Below are 16,784 nucleotides of genomic sequence, written 5' to 3' on the forward strand. Positions count from 1 at the left end.
AGCGTCCCGGTGTGTCTGGTTCCGTTCCGGCGATCGCCGTGCTGCTCGATTCCGAAGGCTCGCGCCCGCCGGGTTTGAAGGCTCTGGAGGGGCGCGCGCAGGTGCGCTACGCCGACGCGGACTCCCTCGGTGAGGCGGTTCAGGGAGCTCAGGCGCTGTTCCTGTGGGACTTCTTCTCCACCGCGGTGCGCGACGTGTGGGACCGGTGCGGTGACCTGGACTGGATCCACGTGGCCGCAGCCGGCGTCGATACCCTGCTGTTCGACGAACTGCGCGAGTCCGACGTGATGGTCACCAATGCTCGGGGGGTGTTTGACCAGCCGATCGCCGAGTTCGTCCTGGCCAGCGTGCTGGCTCACGCCAAACTCCTGCACGAGAGCGCGCAGTTCCAGGCCGAGCGCACCTGGGTGCACCGCGAGACGACCCGGGTGGCGGGCAAGAACGCGCTGGTGGTGGGGACCGGGGCGATCGGCCGCGCCTGCGCTCGGTTGCTCGGTGCAGTCGGCATGACCGTGCACGGGGCGGGCCGCAGCGCCAGGGCCGGTGACGCCGAGTTCGCCAGAATCCACGCCAGCGCGGACCTGCCCGCCTATGTGGGCTGGGCCGACTACGTGATCAATGCCGCCCCCCTGACCAGCGCAACGACCGGGCTGTTCGACGCACCGGTCTTCGCCGCCATGCGCCCCGGCGCCCACTTCATCAACATCGGGCGCGGAGCGAGCGTGGTGGAGGACGAACTGCTGACCGCGGTGCGTCAGGGACCCCTGGACGGGGCTAGCCTGGATGTGTTCGACACCGAGCCGCTCCCGGCCGAGCACCCGCTCTGGGATGCACCGGGGGTGCGGATCTCGGCGCACATGTCCGGGGACGTGGTGGGCTGGCGCGATGAACTCGCCGCCCAGTTCCTCGACAACGCCGAGCGCTGGTTGGCCGGTCAGGACCCGGTCAACGTGGTGGACAAGTCCGCCGGATTCGTCCGGTAGCCGGGGTCCGGGCAGGGCCGCAGAAGCGTAGACGAGGGCGAAGGAGCCGGTGGATGAGTAGCGAGTTGGCGATGGCGGACGCCGCCACGCTCGTGGCCGGCTACCGCTCCGGGGACTTCACCCCCGTGCAGGCCACGGAGGCGGCACTGGCCCAGATCGAACGCCTCGACCCCCACGTGCACGCGATGGTGCTCACCGACGCCGAGGGTGCGCTGGCCGCCGCCACCGCCTCCGCCCAGCGGTGGGCCGCGGGGGAGCCCAGGGGACCGGCCGACGGCGTCCCCACCACGATCAAGGACATCTTGCTGGTCCGGGGCTGGCCGACCCGGCGGGGTTCGGTGCTGTGCGCCCACCTGCCCCCGGCGGATCAAGACTCGCCGGCCGTGCAGCGGCTGCGCGAGGGTGGGGCGGTGTTCCTGGGCAAGAACACCACCCCGGAGTTCGGGTGGAAGGGGGTGACCCATTCCCCCTCCTACGTTCCGACCACCAACCCCTGGAACCCCGGGTTGACCGCCGGTGGCTCGTCCGGGGGTTCCGCGGCTGCGGTGGGCCTGGGGATGGGCACGTGGTCGATCGGCACCGATGCCGGCGGATCGGTGCGCATCCCCGCCTCCTTCACCGGGACGGTGGCCCTCAAACCCACCTACGGTCGCATCCCGGCCTACCCAGCCAGTCCCTACGGCACCTTGGCCCACCCAGGCCCGATGACGCGCACCGTGGCCGATGCGGCCGTCCTGCTCGACCTGGTATCAGCCCCGGACCACCGGGACTGGTTCTCCCTGGAGGCTCCGTCGTCGTCCTTCACCGCCGGACTGCACGACGGCGTAGCGAACCTGCGTATCGGCTTCTCACCGGATCTGGGGTACGGCGAGAACGACCCGCAGGTGGAGGCGGCGGTACGCGCGGCGGTGGAGGTCTTCGCTGCTGCGGGAGCGAACGTGGAGGAGGTAGCGCCGATCTTCCACGACCCGGTCTCGGCCTTCCACACGCTGTGGTTCCCCGGGGCGGCCAAAGTGGTCGAGACGTTCTGGACCGGCGAGGGTGACTGGGAGCGGGTGGACCCCGAATTGCGCGCGGGTATCTCCCAGTTCGGGCAGGTGGATGCCTCGGCCTACCTCGATGCCACCGCGGTCCGGATGGATCTGGGCCGCAGGATGGGCGCCTTCCACACCACCTATGACCTGCTGCTCACCCCCACGATGCCGATCGCTGCCTTCGAGGCGGGTCTGGAGGTGCCCCGCGGTTGGGGCCGGCGGTGGTGGACCTCCTGGACCCCCTACACCTACCCGTTCAACATGACCGGTCAGCCGGCGCTGAGCCTGCCGTGCGGGTTCACCGGCGACGGTCGCCCGATCGGGTTGCAGATCGTCGGGCCGCGCCACGCCGACGGTGTGGTCCTGCGCGCGGGACAGGCCTACACGAACCACACTGACTGGCACACCCACCGGCCACCGATGGCCATGGAGGAACGATGACCCAGCACCTGCGCATCACCCTGACCTCCCGGGGGGTCAGCGCCCGGGCCCGGTTGCTCACCGAGGCAGCACCCCGCACGTGCGCGGCAGTCTTGCAGGCGCTGCCGGCCGGTGGGCAGGTGTACCACGGCAAGTACGCCCGCAACGAGATCTACACCTTGATCCCGCACCCGGGATCGGAGCCCGGGGCGGAGAACACCACCATCACCCCGATACCCGGGGACCTGTGCTGGTTCACTTTCACCGGAGACGACCTGGGCAACCCTGCCTACGGCTATGAAGGCGGCGAGCAGCACCGCGAGATGCGGTCCATCGTGGACCTGGCGGTGTTCTACGGGCGGAACAATCTGCTGATCAACGGTGATCAGGGGTGGGTTCCGGGCAATGTGTACGGCACGATCGTGTCCGGTCTGGAGGAGTTTGCGGCCGCCTGTCAGGACGTCTGGATGGGCGGAGCCCGGGGAGAAACGCTAACGTTCTCACGCGAAGAGACAGGCTGAGCCGCACCGCCAAGGGCACCGAGGCCGGGCGGAGAAGGGGGATCCGAGGCACCTACTGAGTTGATCACCGTAGATCCAAGGAGAAAGTGGGACTCCGTGAACAAGTTTGCTGAACTGCTCGGTCTGCGCACCAGTCCGAGGATCTTCTTCGGCGCCGCCGCGATCGTGATCCTGTTCGTTGTCGGCACCTTGGTCTTTACCGATGCGGTCGGCCGGGGCACCGAGGCTGCCTCGACATGGTTGATGGACAACATGGGCTGGTTCTACGTTCTGGGCGTCACCAGCTTCCTGGTCTTCCTCATCTACATCGCGATGAGCAGGTTCGGTCGGATCAAGTTGGGGCCCGACGATGAACCCGCCGAGCACTCCGGGCGATCCTGGTTCGCGATGCTGTTTGCCGCCGGGATCGGCACCATCCTGATGTTCTGGGGTGTGGCCGAGCCGGTGTCCCACTTCGGCGATCCGCCCCGCCAGGGTGTCGAGCCCGGGAGTGTGCAGGCCGCCGAGGAAGCCCTCGCGTTCACCTTCTACCACTTCACGTACCACACCTGGGCGATCTTCGCGCTGCCCGGTCTGGCGTTCTGCTACTTCCTGTACCAGCGCAACCTGCCCCCGCGGGTGTCCTCGATCCTGCAGCCGATCCTGGGGGAGCGGATCCACGGCCGCATCGGCCAGGCGGTCGACGTGCTGGCCATCGTCGGCACCATCTTCGGTCTGGCCGTCTCGGTGGGTCTGGGCACCCTGCAGATCAACGGTGGCCTGAACCAACTGTTCGGAATTCCGGAGTCGGATCTGACCCTGATCATCGTGATCGTGGTGGTCTCACTCATCGCGTTGGTCTCGCTGGCCGCCGGGCTGGAGAAGGGCATCAAGCGCCTCTCCAACATCAACATCGTCGCCGCCATCGGGCTGATGATCTTCGTGTTCGTCACCGGTGCCACGGTGTTCATGACCAAGGGCACGATCGAGGCATTCGGGAGTTATCTCGCGATGCTGCCGGAGCTGGCGCTGTGGAACGACACCTTCGGCGACACCGGATGGCAGTCCAGTTGGACGGTGTTCTACTGGGCCTGGACCATCACCTGGGCTCCGTTCGTGGGCCTGTTCATCGCCCGGATCTCCCGGGGCCGCACGGTGCGGGAATTCGTCCTCGGGGTGCTGGCGATACCGGCGACCTTCAGCGTGATCTGGTTCGGCATCTTCGGCAGCGGTTCCATCGACATCGAGATGAATGGCGATGGCGGTCTGGTGGACCGGGTCGTGGGCGATGGCGACATCCCCGGTGCGCTGTTCGCGTTCCTGGAGAATTTCCCCTTCGCGATGGTGACCTCGGCGATCTCGATCGTCCTGGTGGTCATCTTCTTCACCACCTCGGTGGACTCCGCGGCGCTGATCACCGACACGATGGCCAATGGTCACGAGGAGGACGCGCCGCTGCGCCAGCGTGTCTTCTGGGGAATCTCGATCGCCATGATCGCGGTCATCCTGCTCACCGTCACCGCCGGCGGGGCCGGGCTGGAGGCATTGGAAACCACCACGATCGTGGTCGGATTCCCGTTCTTCATCCTCGCGTTGTTCCAGATGTACAGCGTCTATCGAGCGATGCGTGAGGACGCCGGGGAGTTGCCGCCGATGCGTACCCGTGGTTGGCGCCAGGTTCTTCCCCCGGAGGAGCACGAGCGGCGCAGGGACGCCGGGGAGCTCGAGGGTGAGGTGATCGAGCCCGAGGCCATCACGTCCGTACCGCGCATGCGCGAGCCCTATGAGCCCCTGCGCCCGGTCGCGACAGGCCCGCTAGCGCGCCGCACCGGCTCGGCCCCGTTGGTCTCCAGCAGTGGCCCGGCCGCCCGTGAATGGGCCGCTGAGCAGGCGCGTCGTGCTGCCGCTGCCGACGCGGCGGACTCCGCTGCCGGTAGCGACGCGGCGGACGCCCCCGGTGCGCCCGGTTCCGATGGCGGGGCGGCACCTGACGCCGACCAAGGCCCCGCACGCCGGTAGCGGGCCACCGGCGTCGGTCGTCCGAACCGCTCGCGCCTTCCCCTTCCGGCCGGCGAGAGCGACGCGGATGGTCACGCTCGAGTGTTCTGCCACTCGAAGTCGACTACCCGCGTCGCTCTCGACCGCGACGGGGGGTGGCGGGGGTGACGGGGTGACGGGGGCGGGGGGTGGCGGGGGTGGGGCGGGTCAGATGACCCCGAGGGAGAGCATCGCGTCGGCCAGCGGGATGAATCCGGCCACGTTCGCCCCGGCGACGTAATCGCCCGGGGTGCCGTACTCCTCGGCGGTGGCCACGCAGCGGTCGTGGATGCCGCGCATGATGTCCTCCAGCCGGGCCTCGGTGTGCTCGAAGGACCAGGAGTCCCGGGATGCGTTCTGCTGCATCTCCAGCGCGCTGGTGGCCACCCCACCGGCGTTGGCTGCCTTACCGGGGCCGAACTTCACCCCGGCATCGCGCAGCGCGCGCACCGCTTCGGGGGTGCACGGCATGTTCGCACCCTCGGCGACGATCTGCACACCAGCCTTGATCAGGGCGGCGGCGTCCTGGCCGTTCAGTTCGTTCTGCGTCGCGCTGGGCAGGGCGATCTGGCAGGGCACCTCCCAGACCGAGCGGCCCGGAACGAATCGGGCTCGACCGCCCTTGGCCTCGACGTAGTCGGAGACCCGCCCGCGACGGACGTCCTTGATTTCGCGGAGCAACTCGAAGTCGATGCCGTCCTCGTCCACCACGTAACCGGAGGAGTCCGAGCAGGCCACGACGGTGCCACCGAGCTGATGCACCTTCTCGATCGCGTACAGCGCCACATTGCCGGAGCCGGAGACGACCACCTTCTTGCCCTCGAAGGTCTCCCCGCCGGCGCGCAGCATCTCGTTGACGAAGAAGACGGTGCCGTATCCGGTCGCCTCGGTGCGGACCTGCGACCCACCCCAGGTCATGCCCTTACCGGTGAGCGTGCCGGACTCGTACCGGTTCGTGATGCGCTTGTACTGACCGAACAGGTAGCCCAGTTCACGCTTGCCGACCCCGGCGTCACCTGCGGGCACATCGGTGTACTCACCGATGTGGCGATAGAGCTCGGTCATGAAGGACTGACAGAACCGCATCACCTCGGCGTCGGAGCGGCCCTTCGGGTCGAAGTTGGACCCGCCTTTGCCGCCTCCGATCGGCAGCCCCGTCAGGGAGTTCTTGAATATCTGCTCGAAGCCCAGGAACTTCACGATCCCCACGTTCACGCTGGGGTGGAACCTCAGGCCGCCCTTGTAGGGGCCCAGCGCGGAACTGAACTCCACCCGGTAGCCGCGGTCGATCTGCACGGTGCCCGAGTCGTCCACCCAGGGAACCCGGAAGATGATCTGCCGCTCCGGCTCACACATGCGGCGCAGTACCGCGGTGGTGCCGTTGGCGTACTCGGGGTGCTTGCTCACCACGGGACCCAGGCTGCCCAGCACCTCACGGACCGCTTGGTGGAACTCGGTCTCACCGGGGTTGCGGGCGAGCACCTCGGCGTAGATGTCCTGCAACTTCTCGTCCAGTCCGGGCATGGTGACAACTCCTCTTCGTCAGGGCGCGCTACGTTCAGGCGGCGACGTCCGCAGAGGATGCTACAGGTATCGCAATGTGGCGGTCGCGGCTGTGTCAAAAACTGGACAATGCTCGGCCCGCCTGCAGCAACCACGGCCCAGCCAGCACGGCGGTGGGTATCACCAGCACGGCCACGGCTGCCAGGTAGGCGAGCGCGGCCGTCCCGCGGCGCCTGAACCGGCTGGGCTCGGGCTCGGCAAGGCGTTGCAACCGCGCCTGTATCCGGGGGTCATCGGTGGTATCGGCCAGGGTCTCCAGGGCACCGCGCAGGTGTGCCCGAGGCGCGCGGGCCAGTGCGGCATCGTCGGCGAGCAACTCCAGCAGATGGTCGACGGCGTGGCGGGCCACCTCCGAGCGCACCACCGTGGGGAACGCCACATGCAAGGCGGTGAAGGCTTCCCGAACCAGGTCGTGGCGTGCGCGCAAGTGGGCGCGTTCGTGCTCGATCACCGCCTCCACCTCGCCCGGGCCGAGCAGATCGATGGCGGCATCGGTCAGCACGACCCTCGCGTCCTGCCCGGGGACGCAGTACGCCATCGGGACACCACCGGCCAGCACGTGTACCCGGCGCGGGTCCGGGGTGGCCAGCAGATCCAGCAGTTCGCGGTGCCGGGCCCGGCGACGACGGGTGTCCAGCCCGAGTCGTAGCGTGGTCAGGCCCAATCGCACCACGATGATCCCTGCCCCTGCGCCCGCCACCCCAAGAGCGACGAACAGCGCCGGTCGGCCGAATGTGCCGCCGGCGTTCTGATAGGAGCGCCAGACCTCCTCCGGGATCGCCAGCACTGCCCCCACGGCGGCGAGTACCGCGGCCAGAGCCACCGCCTGCCATAGCGTCACCCCGGCCCGGGGCACCTGCTGCAACCATCGGGCGCGGACCAGTACCGGTGGTAGCAACCAGGACAGCACGAGCGCCAGCACCAACAGGGCGATACCGGTCACGAGGGGGTCCTGGATGGCGGAGCGGTGCCCGCCCTCAGCGCTGGGTGTCCAGAGCTGCGCGGATGGCCTCGGCTTCGCGTGGGCTGACCCGCCCGACGAACTGTTGCAGGGCGGCCACCCGCTGGGCCGGCTCGGTCGTGCCCCCGAGCGCGTCCAGCATCAGGTCCGCGGTCAACTGCTCCCGGGTGCGGCTGGGGGAGTAGCGGAAGGCCCGGCCTTGGCGCTCCTGGGTGAGCAGACCTTTCTTGGCGAGCCGGTCCAGCACGGTCATCACCGTGGTGTAGGCGAGTGGCCGGTCCGGGGTCAGGGCCTCGTGCACCTCGCGCACGGTGCAGGGGCCGTCGGCGGCCCACAACTGCGCCATGATCGCGCTCTCCAACTCACCCATCGCCATCGTCCCAGGATACTACGCGCAGTAGGTACGACGCTATCTAGTACGACGCTGCGCAGTAGATGCGTCGCTAAGCGTCAGAGTCAATGGTATTGATAATGAGAACGGGTCCCAGTACGTTTAGCGGTGCATTGCTTCTTCCAACGAAAGGGACGAGCGCCCCGCGCTCATCACGGCATGAGAACTGAGAACCCTATGGACGAACGAGCCCGGGAACCCCGCATCAGGCAGGAGTGCGCCCGCGGTGCGCACTCCCGCGCCCTGCCGACATACACCGCCACCGGCGGCGAGGGCAGCCGCACCCGTCGGCGGGTGGTGACTGCGATCGGGCTGGCTCTACCCCTGGTCCTGCTTGCGGCCTGCGGTCCGAACGACCCTGATCCGGGCCACGCAGCAACCGACCCGGGCACCGAGGAAGCAACCGATCGGGAGGTGGTCGAGGTGGCCGCGCGTACTCCACGGTTGGCCATCACCTATGACGGCGGGGTCCAGGTGCTGGACGCTGCCACCCTGGAGGTGGTATCCGACATCGAACTCGAAGGCTTCAACAGGCTTAACGACGCCGGTGACGGACGGCATGCGCTGGTGTCCACCAGCGGCGGCTTCCAGGTGTTGGACCTGGGTACCTGGGGCGAGCCGCACGGCGATCACGCCCACTACTACACCTCCGGTGCGGTCCTGACCGAGACCAGCTTCCCCGCTGAGGCGCCCGGGCACGTGGTGGTCAACGAGGGCCGCACCACCCTGTTTGACGACGCCGATGGCCAGGTGACCGTCTTCGATTCCGGTGACCTGCGGGACGATAGCCGGGACGTGCGTGAATACACCACCGATGAGCCGCATCACGGGCTCGCGATGGAACTGAGTGATGGCACCCTGGTGGTCTCCCACGGCGACACCGAGGCCCGGACCGGCATCCGGGTGCTGGACGCGGCCGACGCCGAGATGGCCGCCTCCGACGAGTGCCCGGGCCTGCACGGCTCCGCGGTCGGCGCCGCCGAGACCGTCGTGCTCGGATGCGCCGACGGCGCCCTGATCTATGCCGACGGCCAGATCACCAAAGCGACCAGCCCGGATGAGGACGGCTCGATCGGGACGTTGTCCGGTGCGCCGAATTCCGCGGTGGTGCTCGGCAACTACAGCGAACCTACCCAGGTCTCGCTGATCGATACCGCCTCCGGCCAGGTGCACCTGGTGGATCTTCCCGCGGAGTACTCCGGGACCTCGCTGGCCCGCGGCGATGACGGCGAGGCGCTGGTGCTCGGCACCGACGGTCAGATCCACGTGATCGATCCGGACGCGCGCGAGGTAGTGACCTCGATCCCAGTGATCGAGGAGTGGAGTGTGCCCGAGGACTGGCAGGAGCCGCGCCCGGGGTTGATCGCACTCGACGGGTCGGTCTTCGTCACCGACCCGGGCACGGACACGATTCACGCCGTGGACATCCCCACCGCCGAAGTGTGGAACACCGCAGAGTTGGACGTGACGCCCAACGACCTGATCGGCGTCACTGGCGATCTGGTGGCTGGGGTGTCCGAGGACGACGACGATCGCGACCACGGTCATGACGATCATGACCATGACCATGACCATGACCATGACCACGGCCAGGACCAGGACCAGGACCACGATCACGGTCATGACCACGATCACGACCACGACCAGGACCAGGATCACGATCACGATCACGATCACGACCATGACGATGATGGACATGACCATTGAGCCCGGTGGCCGCACAGGAGAGCACGTGACCGGCAACTGCAGCGCCGGCGCGCCCGCACGGCGACCGGGTGGGGCCCGTGCCGGCCGCGGGTTCGCCGCCGTCTCGGTAGCAGCGTTGCTGGCCCTGGCAGGCTGCACCCCGCCGGATGAACCGGAGGGTTTGCACATCCTGGCGGGGTTCTCCCCGTTGGAGTTCCTCGCCGCCGAGATAGGAGGGCCGGAGGTTACCGTGACGTCGCTGACTGCCGATGGGGCCGACCCGCACAGTTTGGAGTTGTCACCGGTGCAGGTCGGCGAGATGGAGTCGGCTGACCTGGTGATCTACCTCTCCGGGCTACAGCCGGCGACGGATGAGGCGGTGGACATGGTCGCTCCCGCCCATGTTGTCGACGCCGAACCCGTCGCGCGAGCGCAATTGCCCGCCGACGACGGACCGCCAAACGTTGATCCGGATGACCCACACTTCTGGTTGGACCCGCTTCGCTTCGCTGCGGCGGGCCATGAAGTGGCCACCGAACTCGCCGCCCTGGACCCCGAGGGTGCCGCAGACTATCGGGCCCGGGCGCAGGCCCTGGAGGCAGACCTGATGGACCTGGACGGGGAGTTCGGCGCCGCACTGGCCGGGTGCGCCGGAGCGACGCTGGTCACCTCTCATGAAGCGTTCGGGTACTTGGCCGATCGCTATGGCCTGGAGCAGGTCGGCATCGCCGGGGTGGATCCCGAGGTGGAGCCCTCCCCGGCCCGGATGCGCGAGGTCGCCGGCGTGATCGCGGACACCGACGTGCTGACCATCTTCTTCGAGGCGAGGGCAAGCCCCCGGGTGGTGGAGGCACTCGCAGAGGAGCTGGGTGTGCAGGTCGATGTGCTGGACCCGATGGAGCGCGGTACCGGCGCGGACTACGTCGAGGTGATGCGGGCGAATCTGGAGGCACTCGAGCGCGGCCTGAACTGCCCTGGGTGAGACGGCGCCGGCTCAGGCCCCGCCGGCCGGTGCCGAGCGCTGCCACTGGGCGCGGCCACCGCGCCGGACGCGGCTGCGGCCCTGAACCACGATGCCGGCGACGGCGACCACGATGTAGAGCACCGTCCACCACCAGCGATCCGGCCAGGCGATCTCCGCCAGCTCCGGTCCCGGCGGCGCCTCGCCGATCAGGATCAGCACCGAGGCGAGGATGAGTGCGGCGCCGGCCAGTGCCGTCAGCACGATCAGCAGTATCGCGGGCAGGCGCAGGGCCAGCGCCACCAGCGCCAGCACCAGGCCCGCGATCAGGCCCACCACCATGGCCACCACCTCGGAGGCACCCAGGGAGTTCGCCAGCGCGGTCCCGAGGGCGAACCCGAGCGAGCCCAGCCAGATCAGCACGGCCAGCACGTAGAACCAGTACGCCGCCAGCGCCAGCAGAACCGCCGCCGCGATCGCCGCGATCCACCCCCAGGCGTCCCCGAGTAGCGGCTGGTCGGTGAGGCCGGCGGCCAGGGATGCCCCGAGGCTGAATCCGACGAACGCCCCCCACAGCGCCAGCAGGATTCGAGCCAGGGAGCCGCCGCGGAAGCACAGCAGCGCCCCGAGGGCGAGACCGAGCAGGCCGATCAACAGGTTCGTCATGCCCCAATCGTCGCAGGGATCGCCCGATGATGCTCGGGGCGTCGATCACCGGCAGGCGGCGGCGGGCAGATACGTCGTTCGGGGTGAACCGGTCGCGCAGCCGCAGGCCGGCAGCGGTCTAGCATGAGGGGATGGTACTGACGAGCGAGGGTGTGCGGGATCGGCCGGTAGCCTCCCCGCGTCGTCAGCAGATTCTGGACGCCGCAGCGGACCTGTTCGCCCGGCACGGCTTCCACGGGGTGTCCATCAACGACATCGGCCGTCAGGTGGGTACCTCCGGCCCGGCCCTCTACCGGCACTTCCCGAGCAAGGAAGCAGTCCTCGCAGAACTGCTGATCGGGATCAGCGAGCGCATCCTGAGTCTCGCCCGGGAGCGTCTTGCGGACGCCGAGCCGGGGCGGCAGGCGCTTGCGGTGCTGGTGGACTGGCACGTGCAGATCGCCCTGGACCACCCGGCCCTGATCACGATTCAGGATCGCGACCTGGATAGCCTGGCCGAGGAGGAGCAGCGCAACGTGCGCCGGCTACAGCGGACCTATGTTGAGATCTGGGCCGGCACGATCCGGGACGCCGCCCCCGGGGTCGGGGAGGCGAGCGCCCGATCAGCCGCACACGCCGTTCTCGGCCTGATCAACTCCACCCCGCACAGCGCCCGCCTCGGACGTGAGGCCACCGGCGACCTGCTGCAGCGGATGGCGTTGGCGGCGTTGAGCCCGCAGGCGTTGGCCGGGAGCGGATAGCCCGAGGGCACCGAACCCGCGGGTGCCGCGGCGTGGTGGTGCTCAGCGGGGTAATCCGAGTTCGCGGGCGATCACCATCCGCTGGACCTCCGAGGTGCCTTCCCCGATCTCCAGGATCTTGGCGTCCCGGTAGTACCGGGCCGCGGGAAACTCCTCCATGAAGCCGTTCCCGCCCAGTATCTGCGTGGCGGTGCGGGCCGCATCCACGGCTGCCTCGGTGGAGTAGACCTTGGCGATCGCGGCTGCCCGGGTGAGTTCCCTGGCGGGCCGGCGTCCGGCGTCGCACTCGTCCTTGAGCCAGGCCGCGCGATAGGTCAGCGCGCGGGCCGCCTCGACCGAGACCGCGAGGTCGGCCAACGGGAACGCCACCCCCTGGTTCGCCCCGATCGGGCGACCGAAGGCCTCCCGGGTGCGGGCGTAGTCGGTACCCAGGTCCAAGCACGCCCGGGCCAGACCCAGCGCGAGCGCGGAGATCGCCACCCGGCCGTGGTCGAGCAGGTGCAGGAACTGGCGCAGGCCGGCGCCGCGCTCGCCGACGATGTTCCCGGCTGGAATCCGGCAGTTGTGAAGTGTGAGCCCATGGGTGTCCGAGGCGTGCCAACCCAGTTTGTCGTAGGGCGGGTCCACGGTCAGCCCCGGGGTGCCGGCAGGTACCAGCAGCGTGCTGATCTCCGGGCTCCCGTCCGGCATCTCACCGGTACGCGCGGTGATCGTGACCAGGGAGGTGATCGGGGTTCCCGAGTTGGTGATGAAACTCTTGGAGCCGTTGATCACCCATTCATCGCCCTCCAGCCGGGCTCGGGTGCGAGTGGCACCGGCGTCGGAACCGGCACCGGGCTCGGTGAGCCCGAAGGCAGCCAGTGAGCGCCCGGCCACCAGATCCGGCATCCACTGCTGCTTCTGCTCATCGCTGCCGAATACCAGCACCGGGCTGATGCCCAGGCCCACCCCTGCCGAGAGGGTGATGCCGATGGACTGGTCCACCCGTCCGATCTCCTCGATCGCCACGCACATGGACAGAAAGTCGCCCTCGGCGCCGCCGAACTCCTCCGGTGCGGTCAGCCCGAACAGGCCGAGTTCGCCCATCTTGGGGATCAGGTCGACGGGGAAGTGGCGCTCGCGGTCCCATTGCGCGCTGTGCGGAGCGATCTCGGACTCGGCGAAGTCGCGCACCACCCCGCGGAACATCTCGTGGTCCTCGGAAAGTTCGAACATGGTTCCTCTCGGCATTGAGTGTGCCTGCGCCACAGCGAGTCCCCGGGAACTGGTCGCTTCCGTCCCGGGGCAACGGCGCGCGTTAGCGATCGATAACAAGGCCGATGTTAGCGCTCGCTAACCTGCGCTGTCCATAGGGGCCGACGCGGAGGATGCTGCTAGCCCCAGTTCGGTGCCGCAGCCAGGAGTTGGCGCGTGAAGTCCTGCTCGGGCCGGGCGTAGACCTGCTCCAAGGGGCCACTTTCGATCACCTTGCCGGCGCGCATCACCAGGACGGTCTCGCACACCCGGCGCACCACGGCCAGGTCATGGGAGATGAAGACCAGCGCCACCCCCTCGGTGGCCTGCACGGTGGTGAGCAGGTCCAGGATCTGTGCCTGAACGGTCACGTCCAGGGCCGAGACGGGCTCATCACATACCAGGACCTTCGGACGGCCGGCCAGGGCCCGGGCGATCGCCAGGCGTTGGCGCTGTCCACCGGACAGTGCGCGCGGGTAGCGGTCCAGCGCCTCCTCGGGCAGACCTACCCGGGCCAGCAGTTCCGCCGGCGTCCGGCTCGAGCGGGCCCGGTCCAGCGTCCGGCGCAGGATCTGCCCGGCGCGGTGGCGCGGGTCCATGCTGCCCAGCGGATCCTGCGGGATGTACTGGATCTGCCGGCGGCGCGATCGACGGTCTCGTTCGGGAACCCCGCTCCATGCCTCACCGGCCAGGTCCACCTCGCCCTCATCTGGTTCCTCGGCGGCCAGCAGGAGCCGGGCCAGGGTGGTCTTGCCCGATCCGGACTCACCCACCACTCCAACCGCCTCGCCGGGCCGGACCTGCAGGTCCACTCCGTCCACGGCGGCCAGCGAGCCACCGGATGGTAGACGGAACCGGCGCACCAGGTGGCGTGCGGCGAGCACCGGTGACGACGCTCCGGCCTCGCCGGAACCGGGGTGCTTCGGCCGGGCACCGCCGGCCCCGCTGGGCTGTGCACCTGTGGACGACGTCCCGGCCTTGGGGCCGCGGGGCACCGCCGCCATCAACTCCTTGGTGTACGGCTGCTCGGGAGCGGTGAGCACCTGCATGGCCGTACCGGCCTCGACGAGTTGCCCCTGGGCCAACACCACGATCCGGTCGGCCACGCGGGAGACCGCGCCCAGGTCGTGACTGACCAGCAGGATGCCCATGCCCTCATCGCGCAGCCGGGCCAGCAGGTCCAGGATCGTGGCCGCGACCGTGGCATCCAGGGCGGTGGTGGGCTCATCGGCCACCAGCAACCGCGGGCCACCGGCCAGGGCGGAGGCGATCAGCGCCCGCTGGCGCATCCCGCCGGAGAGTTCCGCGGGGCGCTGCTGGGCGCGCAGGTGCGGCTGGTCCAATCCGGCGTCGGTGAGGGCCTGCAGCACCCGCTCGCGGCGCCGCGACCTGGGTACGCCGCGTACCGCAAGGGTCTCGGCGACCTCGGCACCCACGGTGCGCAGCGGATCCAATGACCCCAGCGCATCCTGGAGCACCATCGCCACCTGGGCGCCCCGGATCCGGCGCCAGTGCCGGGGGGTGAAGGACCGGGCATCCTGCCCGAGCACATCCAGGACACCGGCGCGGATCTGTGCCGGTGCACCACCCTCACCGGCCAGTCCCAGTGCAGTGCGGGCCAGCACCGACTTGCCGGCACCGGACTCGCCCACCACCGCCACGCACTCCCCGGCGGCCACACTGACCGAGACCTCCCGCAGCACCCGGCCCACGCCGTCGAAGGTCACCGACAGGTCCTGGATCTTCAGCAGCGGGCTCATCGCCGGCCCACCCGACCCACCGCCCGGCCCAGCACGGTCAGCGCGCCGGCGGTGACGGTGATGGCCAAGCCCGGGCAGACAGCGAGCCACCAGGCGCTGGTGATGTGCAACCGTCCGCCGTTGACCATCGCCCCCCACTCCGGGGATGGTGGCAGTGCGCCCAGCCCCAGGAAACTCAGTGCGGCCACCCACACGATCGCCTGCCCGATACCCAGGGTGATCATCGCCAGCAGCGGCCACAGGGAGTTGGGCACTATATGGCGAAGCAGCACCTCGAACGGGCCGGCCCCCTCCAGGCGTGCCGCCTCGACGTACCCGGCCCGGGCCACCGTGCGGACCCGGGCGCGCAGGATCCGGGCGTATCCCGGTGCGGTAGCCAGGCCCACCGCGATCACCGAGGCCCGCACCCCCGGGCCCATCACCGCCACCAGCAGCAGTGCCAGCACCAGGGTGGGCAGCGCGAACAGTACCTCGATCACCCGGCGCAGCCCCGCATCCAGCCAGACCGGTCCCAGGCCGGAGGCGAACCCGATCACCACCCCCAGACCGACGCCGATCCCGGTGGCGGCGAGCCCGATGCCCACCGACTGCGAGGCGCCGTGCACCACCCGGGCGAACACGTCCCGCCCGGAGGTGTCGGTGCCGAACCAGTACCCCGCGCCGGGTGCGGACAGCGCATCCGCCGGGGCGATCGCGTTCGGGTCGACACCGGTGAGCAACTGCGGCCAGAAGGTGGCCAAGCCGACGACGGCCACCACCGCCGCCGCGATCAGGCCGGGCAGGCCGAGCCGGGACAGGGTGCCACGCCCTGGGAACACGCGCGACTTCGGCGGGGACACGCCGGACATGCTCATCCGCCCACCGCCGCCTCCGTCTGCGGCGTGCGCGCACGCCGGGAGGCCGAGCCTGCTCGCAGCCGCGGGTCCAGAACCCACTCGGCCAGGTCGGCCAGGGTCATCACCACCACGTATCCCAGCGCCACCACCAGCACCGAGCCGATCACCAGCGGTACGTCCTGGCCGGTGGTCGCCTCCATCAGCAACCGGCCCAACCCGGGCCGCCCGAACAACGTCTCCACGACCACCGCCCCGGACAGCAGTGACCCGAAGGCCCACCCGGAGAGTGCGATCGCCGGCAGGGCGGCGTGGCGCAGGGAGTGGCGGACCAGCACCCACTGCTCCGAGGCGCCCCGGGCGCGGGACGTGGTGGCGAACGGGGCGGCGTGGGCCTCGGCCAGCCCGTCTCGCATCACCTGCCCCAGGAATCCGGCGACGGGAACGGCCAAGGTGATGGTGGGCAGTACCAGCGCACTGGGTGCCGAGGAGGTACTGGTGGCCGGCAGCCAGCCCAACGAGACCGCGAAGAGAGCGATCAGGACCGCACCGAACCAGAAGTGCGGCAGCACCGAGGCCGCGATCTCCACCCCGCGCAGCACGCTGACCGCCAGCCGGCCCAGCCGCCCTCGGGCGCTGACCGCCGCGGTAGCGATGAGCAGCGCCAGTACCCACGCCAGCACCAACGCGGCACCGGCCAGGATCAGCGTGGCCGGCAACTGCCCGCCGATCAGATCCGACACCGGCTGGCGCCGGGCGTAGGAGTCTCCGAGTTGGAAGGTGGCCACCCGCCACAACTGCAGCAGGTACTGCACGAGCACGGGCTCATCCAGGCCGTACTCTGTCCGCACCGCGGCCACTGCCTCCGGGCCGGCCTGTGAACCCGGCCCACCCAGGATGGCCTCGGTGGGGTCTCCGCCGGCCCCGCGAAGCGCGAAGAAGACCACGGTCGCCACCACCCAGGCCACCAGCGCGGCCGCACCCAGACGCCCGGCGATCCAGCGCAGCGCGAGCAT

General features: G+C 69.6%; 15 protein-coding genes. 7 read left to right on the forward strand and 8 right to left on the reverse strand.

Annotated elements, in window-relative coordinates; all coding sequences use genetic code 11:
* Positions 1-11: 11 nt before the first annotated feature.
* The 4 genes from ACO0LU_RS12195 (at position 12) to ACO0LU_RS12210 (ending at position 4,956) form a co-directional block, all read left to right on the forward strand.
* On the forward strand, positions 12-983 hold the full coding sequence (locus ACO0LU_RS12195; RefSeq protein ID WP_424791630.1) for a D-2-hydroxyacid dehydrogenase: 972 nt from the start codon (positions 12-14) through the stop codon (positions 981-983).
* Between the two features lie 53 nt (positions 984-1,036).
* Positions 1,037-2,458 (forward strand): amidase, encoded by a 1,422-nt coding sequence (locus ACO0LU_RS12200; RefSeq protein ID WP_424791631.1) that lies wholly within the window; start codon positions 1,037-1,039, stop codon positions 2,456-2,458.
* Positions 2,455-2,958 (forward strand): DUF3830 family protein, encoded by a 504-nt coding sequence (locus ACO0LU_RS12205; protein WP_424791632.1) that lies wholly within the window; start codon positions 2,455-2,457, stop codon positions 2,956-2,958. Before ACO0LU_RS12200 ends, ACO0LU_RS12205 begins: the two co-directional genes overlap by 4 nt.
* Before the next feature lie 96 nt (positions 2,959-3,054).
* Positions 3,055-4,956 carry a BCCT family transporter gene (locus ACO0LU_RS12210; protein ID WP_424791633.1) on the forward strand — a complete coding sequence of 634 codons (1,902 nt, stop codon included), beginning with the start codon at positions 3,055-3,057 and terminating at the stop codon, positions 4,954-4,956.
* A gap of 186 nt (positions 4,957-5,142) precedes the next feature.
* Here the strand turns inward: ACO0LU_RS12210 and gdhA are convergent, their stop codons facing one another.
* The 3 genes from gdhA to ACO0LU_RS12225 all read right to left on the reverse strand — a co-directional run bounded on the left by gdhA (position 5,143) and on the right by ACO0LU_RS12225 (position 7,874).
* Positions 5,143-6,498, reverse strand: coding sequence for an NADP-specific glutamate dehydrogenase (gdhA, locus tag ACO0LU_RS12215; RefSeq protein WP_424788274.1), 1,356 nt, complete (start codon positions 6,496-6,498; stop codon positions 5,143-5,145).
* Between the two features lie 94 nt (positions 6,499-6,592).
* Positions 6,593-7,480 (reverse strand): M48 family metalloprotease, encoded by an 888-nt coding sequence (locus tag ACO0LU_RS12220; RefSeq protein WP_424791634.1) that lies wholly within the window; start codon positions 7,478-7,480, stop codon positions 6,593-6,595.
* A 34-nt stretch (positions 7,481-7,514) separates the two neighbouring features.
* On the reverse strand, positions 7,515-7,874 hold the full coding sequence (locus ACO0LU_RS12225) for a BlaI/MecI/CopY family transcriptional regulator (RefSeq protein ID WP_424791635.1): 360 nt from the start codon (positions 7,872-7,874) through the stop codon (positions 7,515-7,517).
* Between the two features lie 192 nt (positions 7,875-8,066).
* Between ACO0LU_RS12225 and ACO0LU_RS12230 the strand changes: the two genes are divergently transcribed.
* On the forward strand, positions 8,067-9,596 hold the full coding sequence (locus ACO0LU_RS12230) for a hypothetical protein (RefSeq protein WP_424791636.1): 1,530 nt from the start codon (positions 8,067-8,069) through the stop codon (positions 9,594-9,596).
* Positions 9,511-10,557, forward strand: a complete 1,047-nt coding sequence (locus tag ACO0LU_RS12235) for a metal ABC transporter substrate-binding protein (RefSeq protein WP_424791637.1) — start codon at positions 9,511-9,513, stop codon at positions 10,555-10,557. The genes ACO0LU_RS12230 and ACO0LU_RS12235 overlap by 86 nt, the downstream gene beginning before the upstream one ends.
* Before the next feature lie 12 nt (positions 10,558-10,569).
* Here the strand turns inward: ACO0LU_RS12235 and ACO0LU_RS12240 are convergent, their stop codons facing one another.
* Positions 10,570-11,202: a DUF4203 domain-containing protein gene (locus ACO0LU_RS12240; protein ID WP_424791638.1), complete on the reverse strand. Its 633-nt coding sequence runs from the start codon at positions 11,200-11,202 to the stop codon at positions 10,570-10,572.
* A 131-nt stretch (positions 11,203-11,333) separates the two neighbouring features.
* On the opposite strand from ACO0LU_RS12240, the gene ACO0LU_RS12245 reads away from it, so the two are divergent.
* Positions 11,334-11,942, forward strand: a complete 609-nt coding sequence (locus ACO0LU_RS12245; RefSeq protein WP_424791639.1) for a TetR/AcrR family transcriptional regulator — start codon at positions 11,334-11,336, stop codon at positions 11,940-11,942.
* A gap of 42 nt (positions 11,943-11,984) precedes the next feature.
* Here ACO0LU_RS12245 and ACO0LU_RS12250 read toward each other — a convergent pair whose 3' ends face one another.
* From ACO0LU_RS12250 to ACO0LU_RS12265, 4 genes are all read right to left on the reverse strand, one after another.
* The gene (locus tag ACO0LU_RS12250) at positions 11,985-13,157 is read right to left on the reverse strand and encodes an acyl-CoA dehydrogenase family protein (RefSeq protein WP_424791640.1); all 1,173 of its coding nucleotides are present in this window, start codon (positions 13,155-13,157) and stop codon (positions 11,985-11,987) included.
* 158 nt (positions 13,158-13,315) lie between these two features.
* The gene (locus ACO0LU_RS12255) at positions 13,316-14,935 is read right to left on the reverse strand and encodes an ATP-binding cassette domain-containing protein (protein ID WP_424791641.1); all 1,620 of its coding nucleotides are present in this window, start codon (positions 14,933-14,935) and stop codon (positions 13,316-13,318) included.
* Positions 14,932-15,789: an ABC transporter permease gene (locus ACO0LU_RS12260; protein ID WP_424791642.1), complete on the reverse strand. Its 858-nt coding sequence runs from the start codon at positions 15,787-15,789 to the stop codon at positions 14,932-14,934. Before ACO0LU_RS12260 ends, ACO0LU_RS12255 begins: the two co-directional genes overlap by 4 nt.
* Positions 15,786-16,784 carry an ABC transporter permease gene (locus ACO0LU_RS12265; protein WP_424791643.1) on the reverse strand — a complete coding sequence of 333 codons (999 nt, stop codon included), beginning with the start codon at positions 16,782-16,784 and terminating at the stop codon, positions 15,786-15,788. The genes ACO0LU_RS12260 and ACO0LU_RS12265 overlap by 4 nt, the downstream gene beginning before the upstream one ends.

The organism is Pseudactinotalea sp. Z1748 (assembly GCF_049725185.1).
GTDB lineage: Bacteria > Actinomycetota > Actinomycetes > Actinomycetales > Beutenbergiaceae > CALKWS01.

Bases quoted from the DNA above. Each gene is read 5' to 3' on its own strand.
- ACO0LU_RS12200 (WP_424791631.1), top strand. From the start codon at position 1,037: ATGAGTAGCGAGTTGGCGATGGCGGACGCCGCCACGCTCGTGGCCGGC.
- ACO0LU_RS12205 (WP_424791632.1), top strand. From the start codon at position 2,455: ATGACCCAGCACCTGCGCATCACCCTGACCTCCCGGGGGGTCAGCGCC.
- gdhA (WP_424788274.1), bottom strand. From the start codon at position 6,498: ATGCCCGGACTGGACGAGAAGTTGCAGGACATCTACGCCGAGGTGCTC.
- ACO0LU_RS12225 (WP_424791635.1), bottom strand. From the start codon at position 7,874: ATGGCGATGGGTGAGTTGGAGAGCGCGATCATGGCGCAGTTGTGGGCC.
- ACO0LU_RS12230 (WP_424791636.1), top strand. From the start codon at position 8,067: ATGGACGAACGAGCCCGGGAACCCCGCATCAGGCAGGAGTGCGCCCGC.
- ACO0LU_RS12235 (WP_424791637.1), top strand. From the start codon at position 9,511: ATGACCACGATCACGACCACGACCAGGACCAGGATCACGATCACGATC.
- ACO0LU_RS12240 (WP_424791638.1), bottom strand. From the start codon at position 11,202: ATGACGAACCTGTTGATCGGCCTGCTCGGTCTCGCCCTCGGGGCGCTG.
- ACO0LU_RS12245 (WP_424791639.1), top strand. From the start codon at position 11,334: ATGGTACTGACGAGCGAGGGTGTGCGGGATCGGCCGGTAGCCTCCCCG.
- ACO0LU_RS12250 (WP_424791640.1), bottom strand. From the start codon at position 13,157: ATGTTCGAACTTTCCGAGGACCACGAGATGTTCCGCGGGGTGGTGCGC.
- ACO0LU_RS12255 (WP_424791641.1), bottom strand. From the start codon at position 14,935: ATGAGCCCGCTGCTGAAGATCCAGGACCTGTCGGTGACCTTCGACGGC.
- ACO0LU_RS12260 (WP_424791642.1), bottom strand. From the start codon at position 15,789: ATGAGCATGTCCGGCGTGTCCCCGCCGAAGTCGCGCGTGTTCCCAGGG.
- ACO0LU_RS12265 (WP_424791643.1), bottom strand. From the start codon at position 16,784: ATGCTCGCGCTGCGCTGGATCGCCGGGCGTCTGGGTGCGGCCGCGCTG.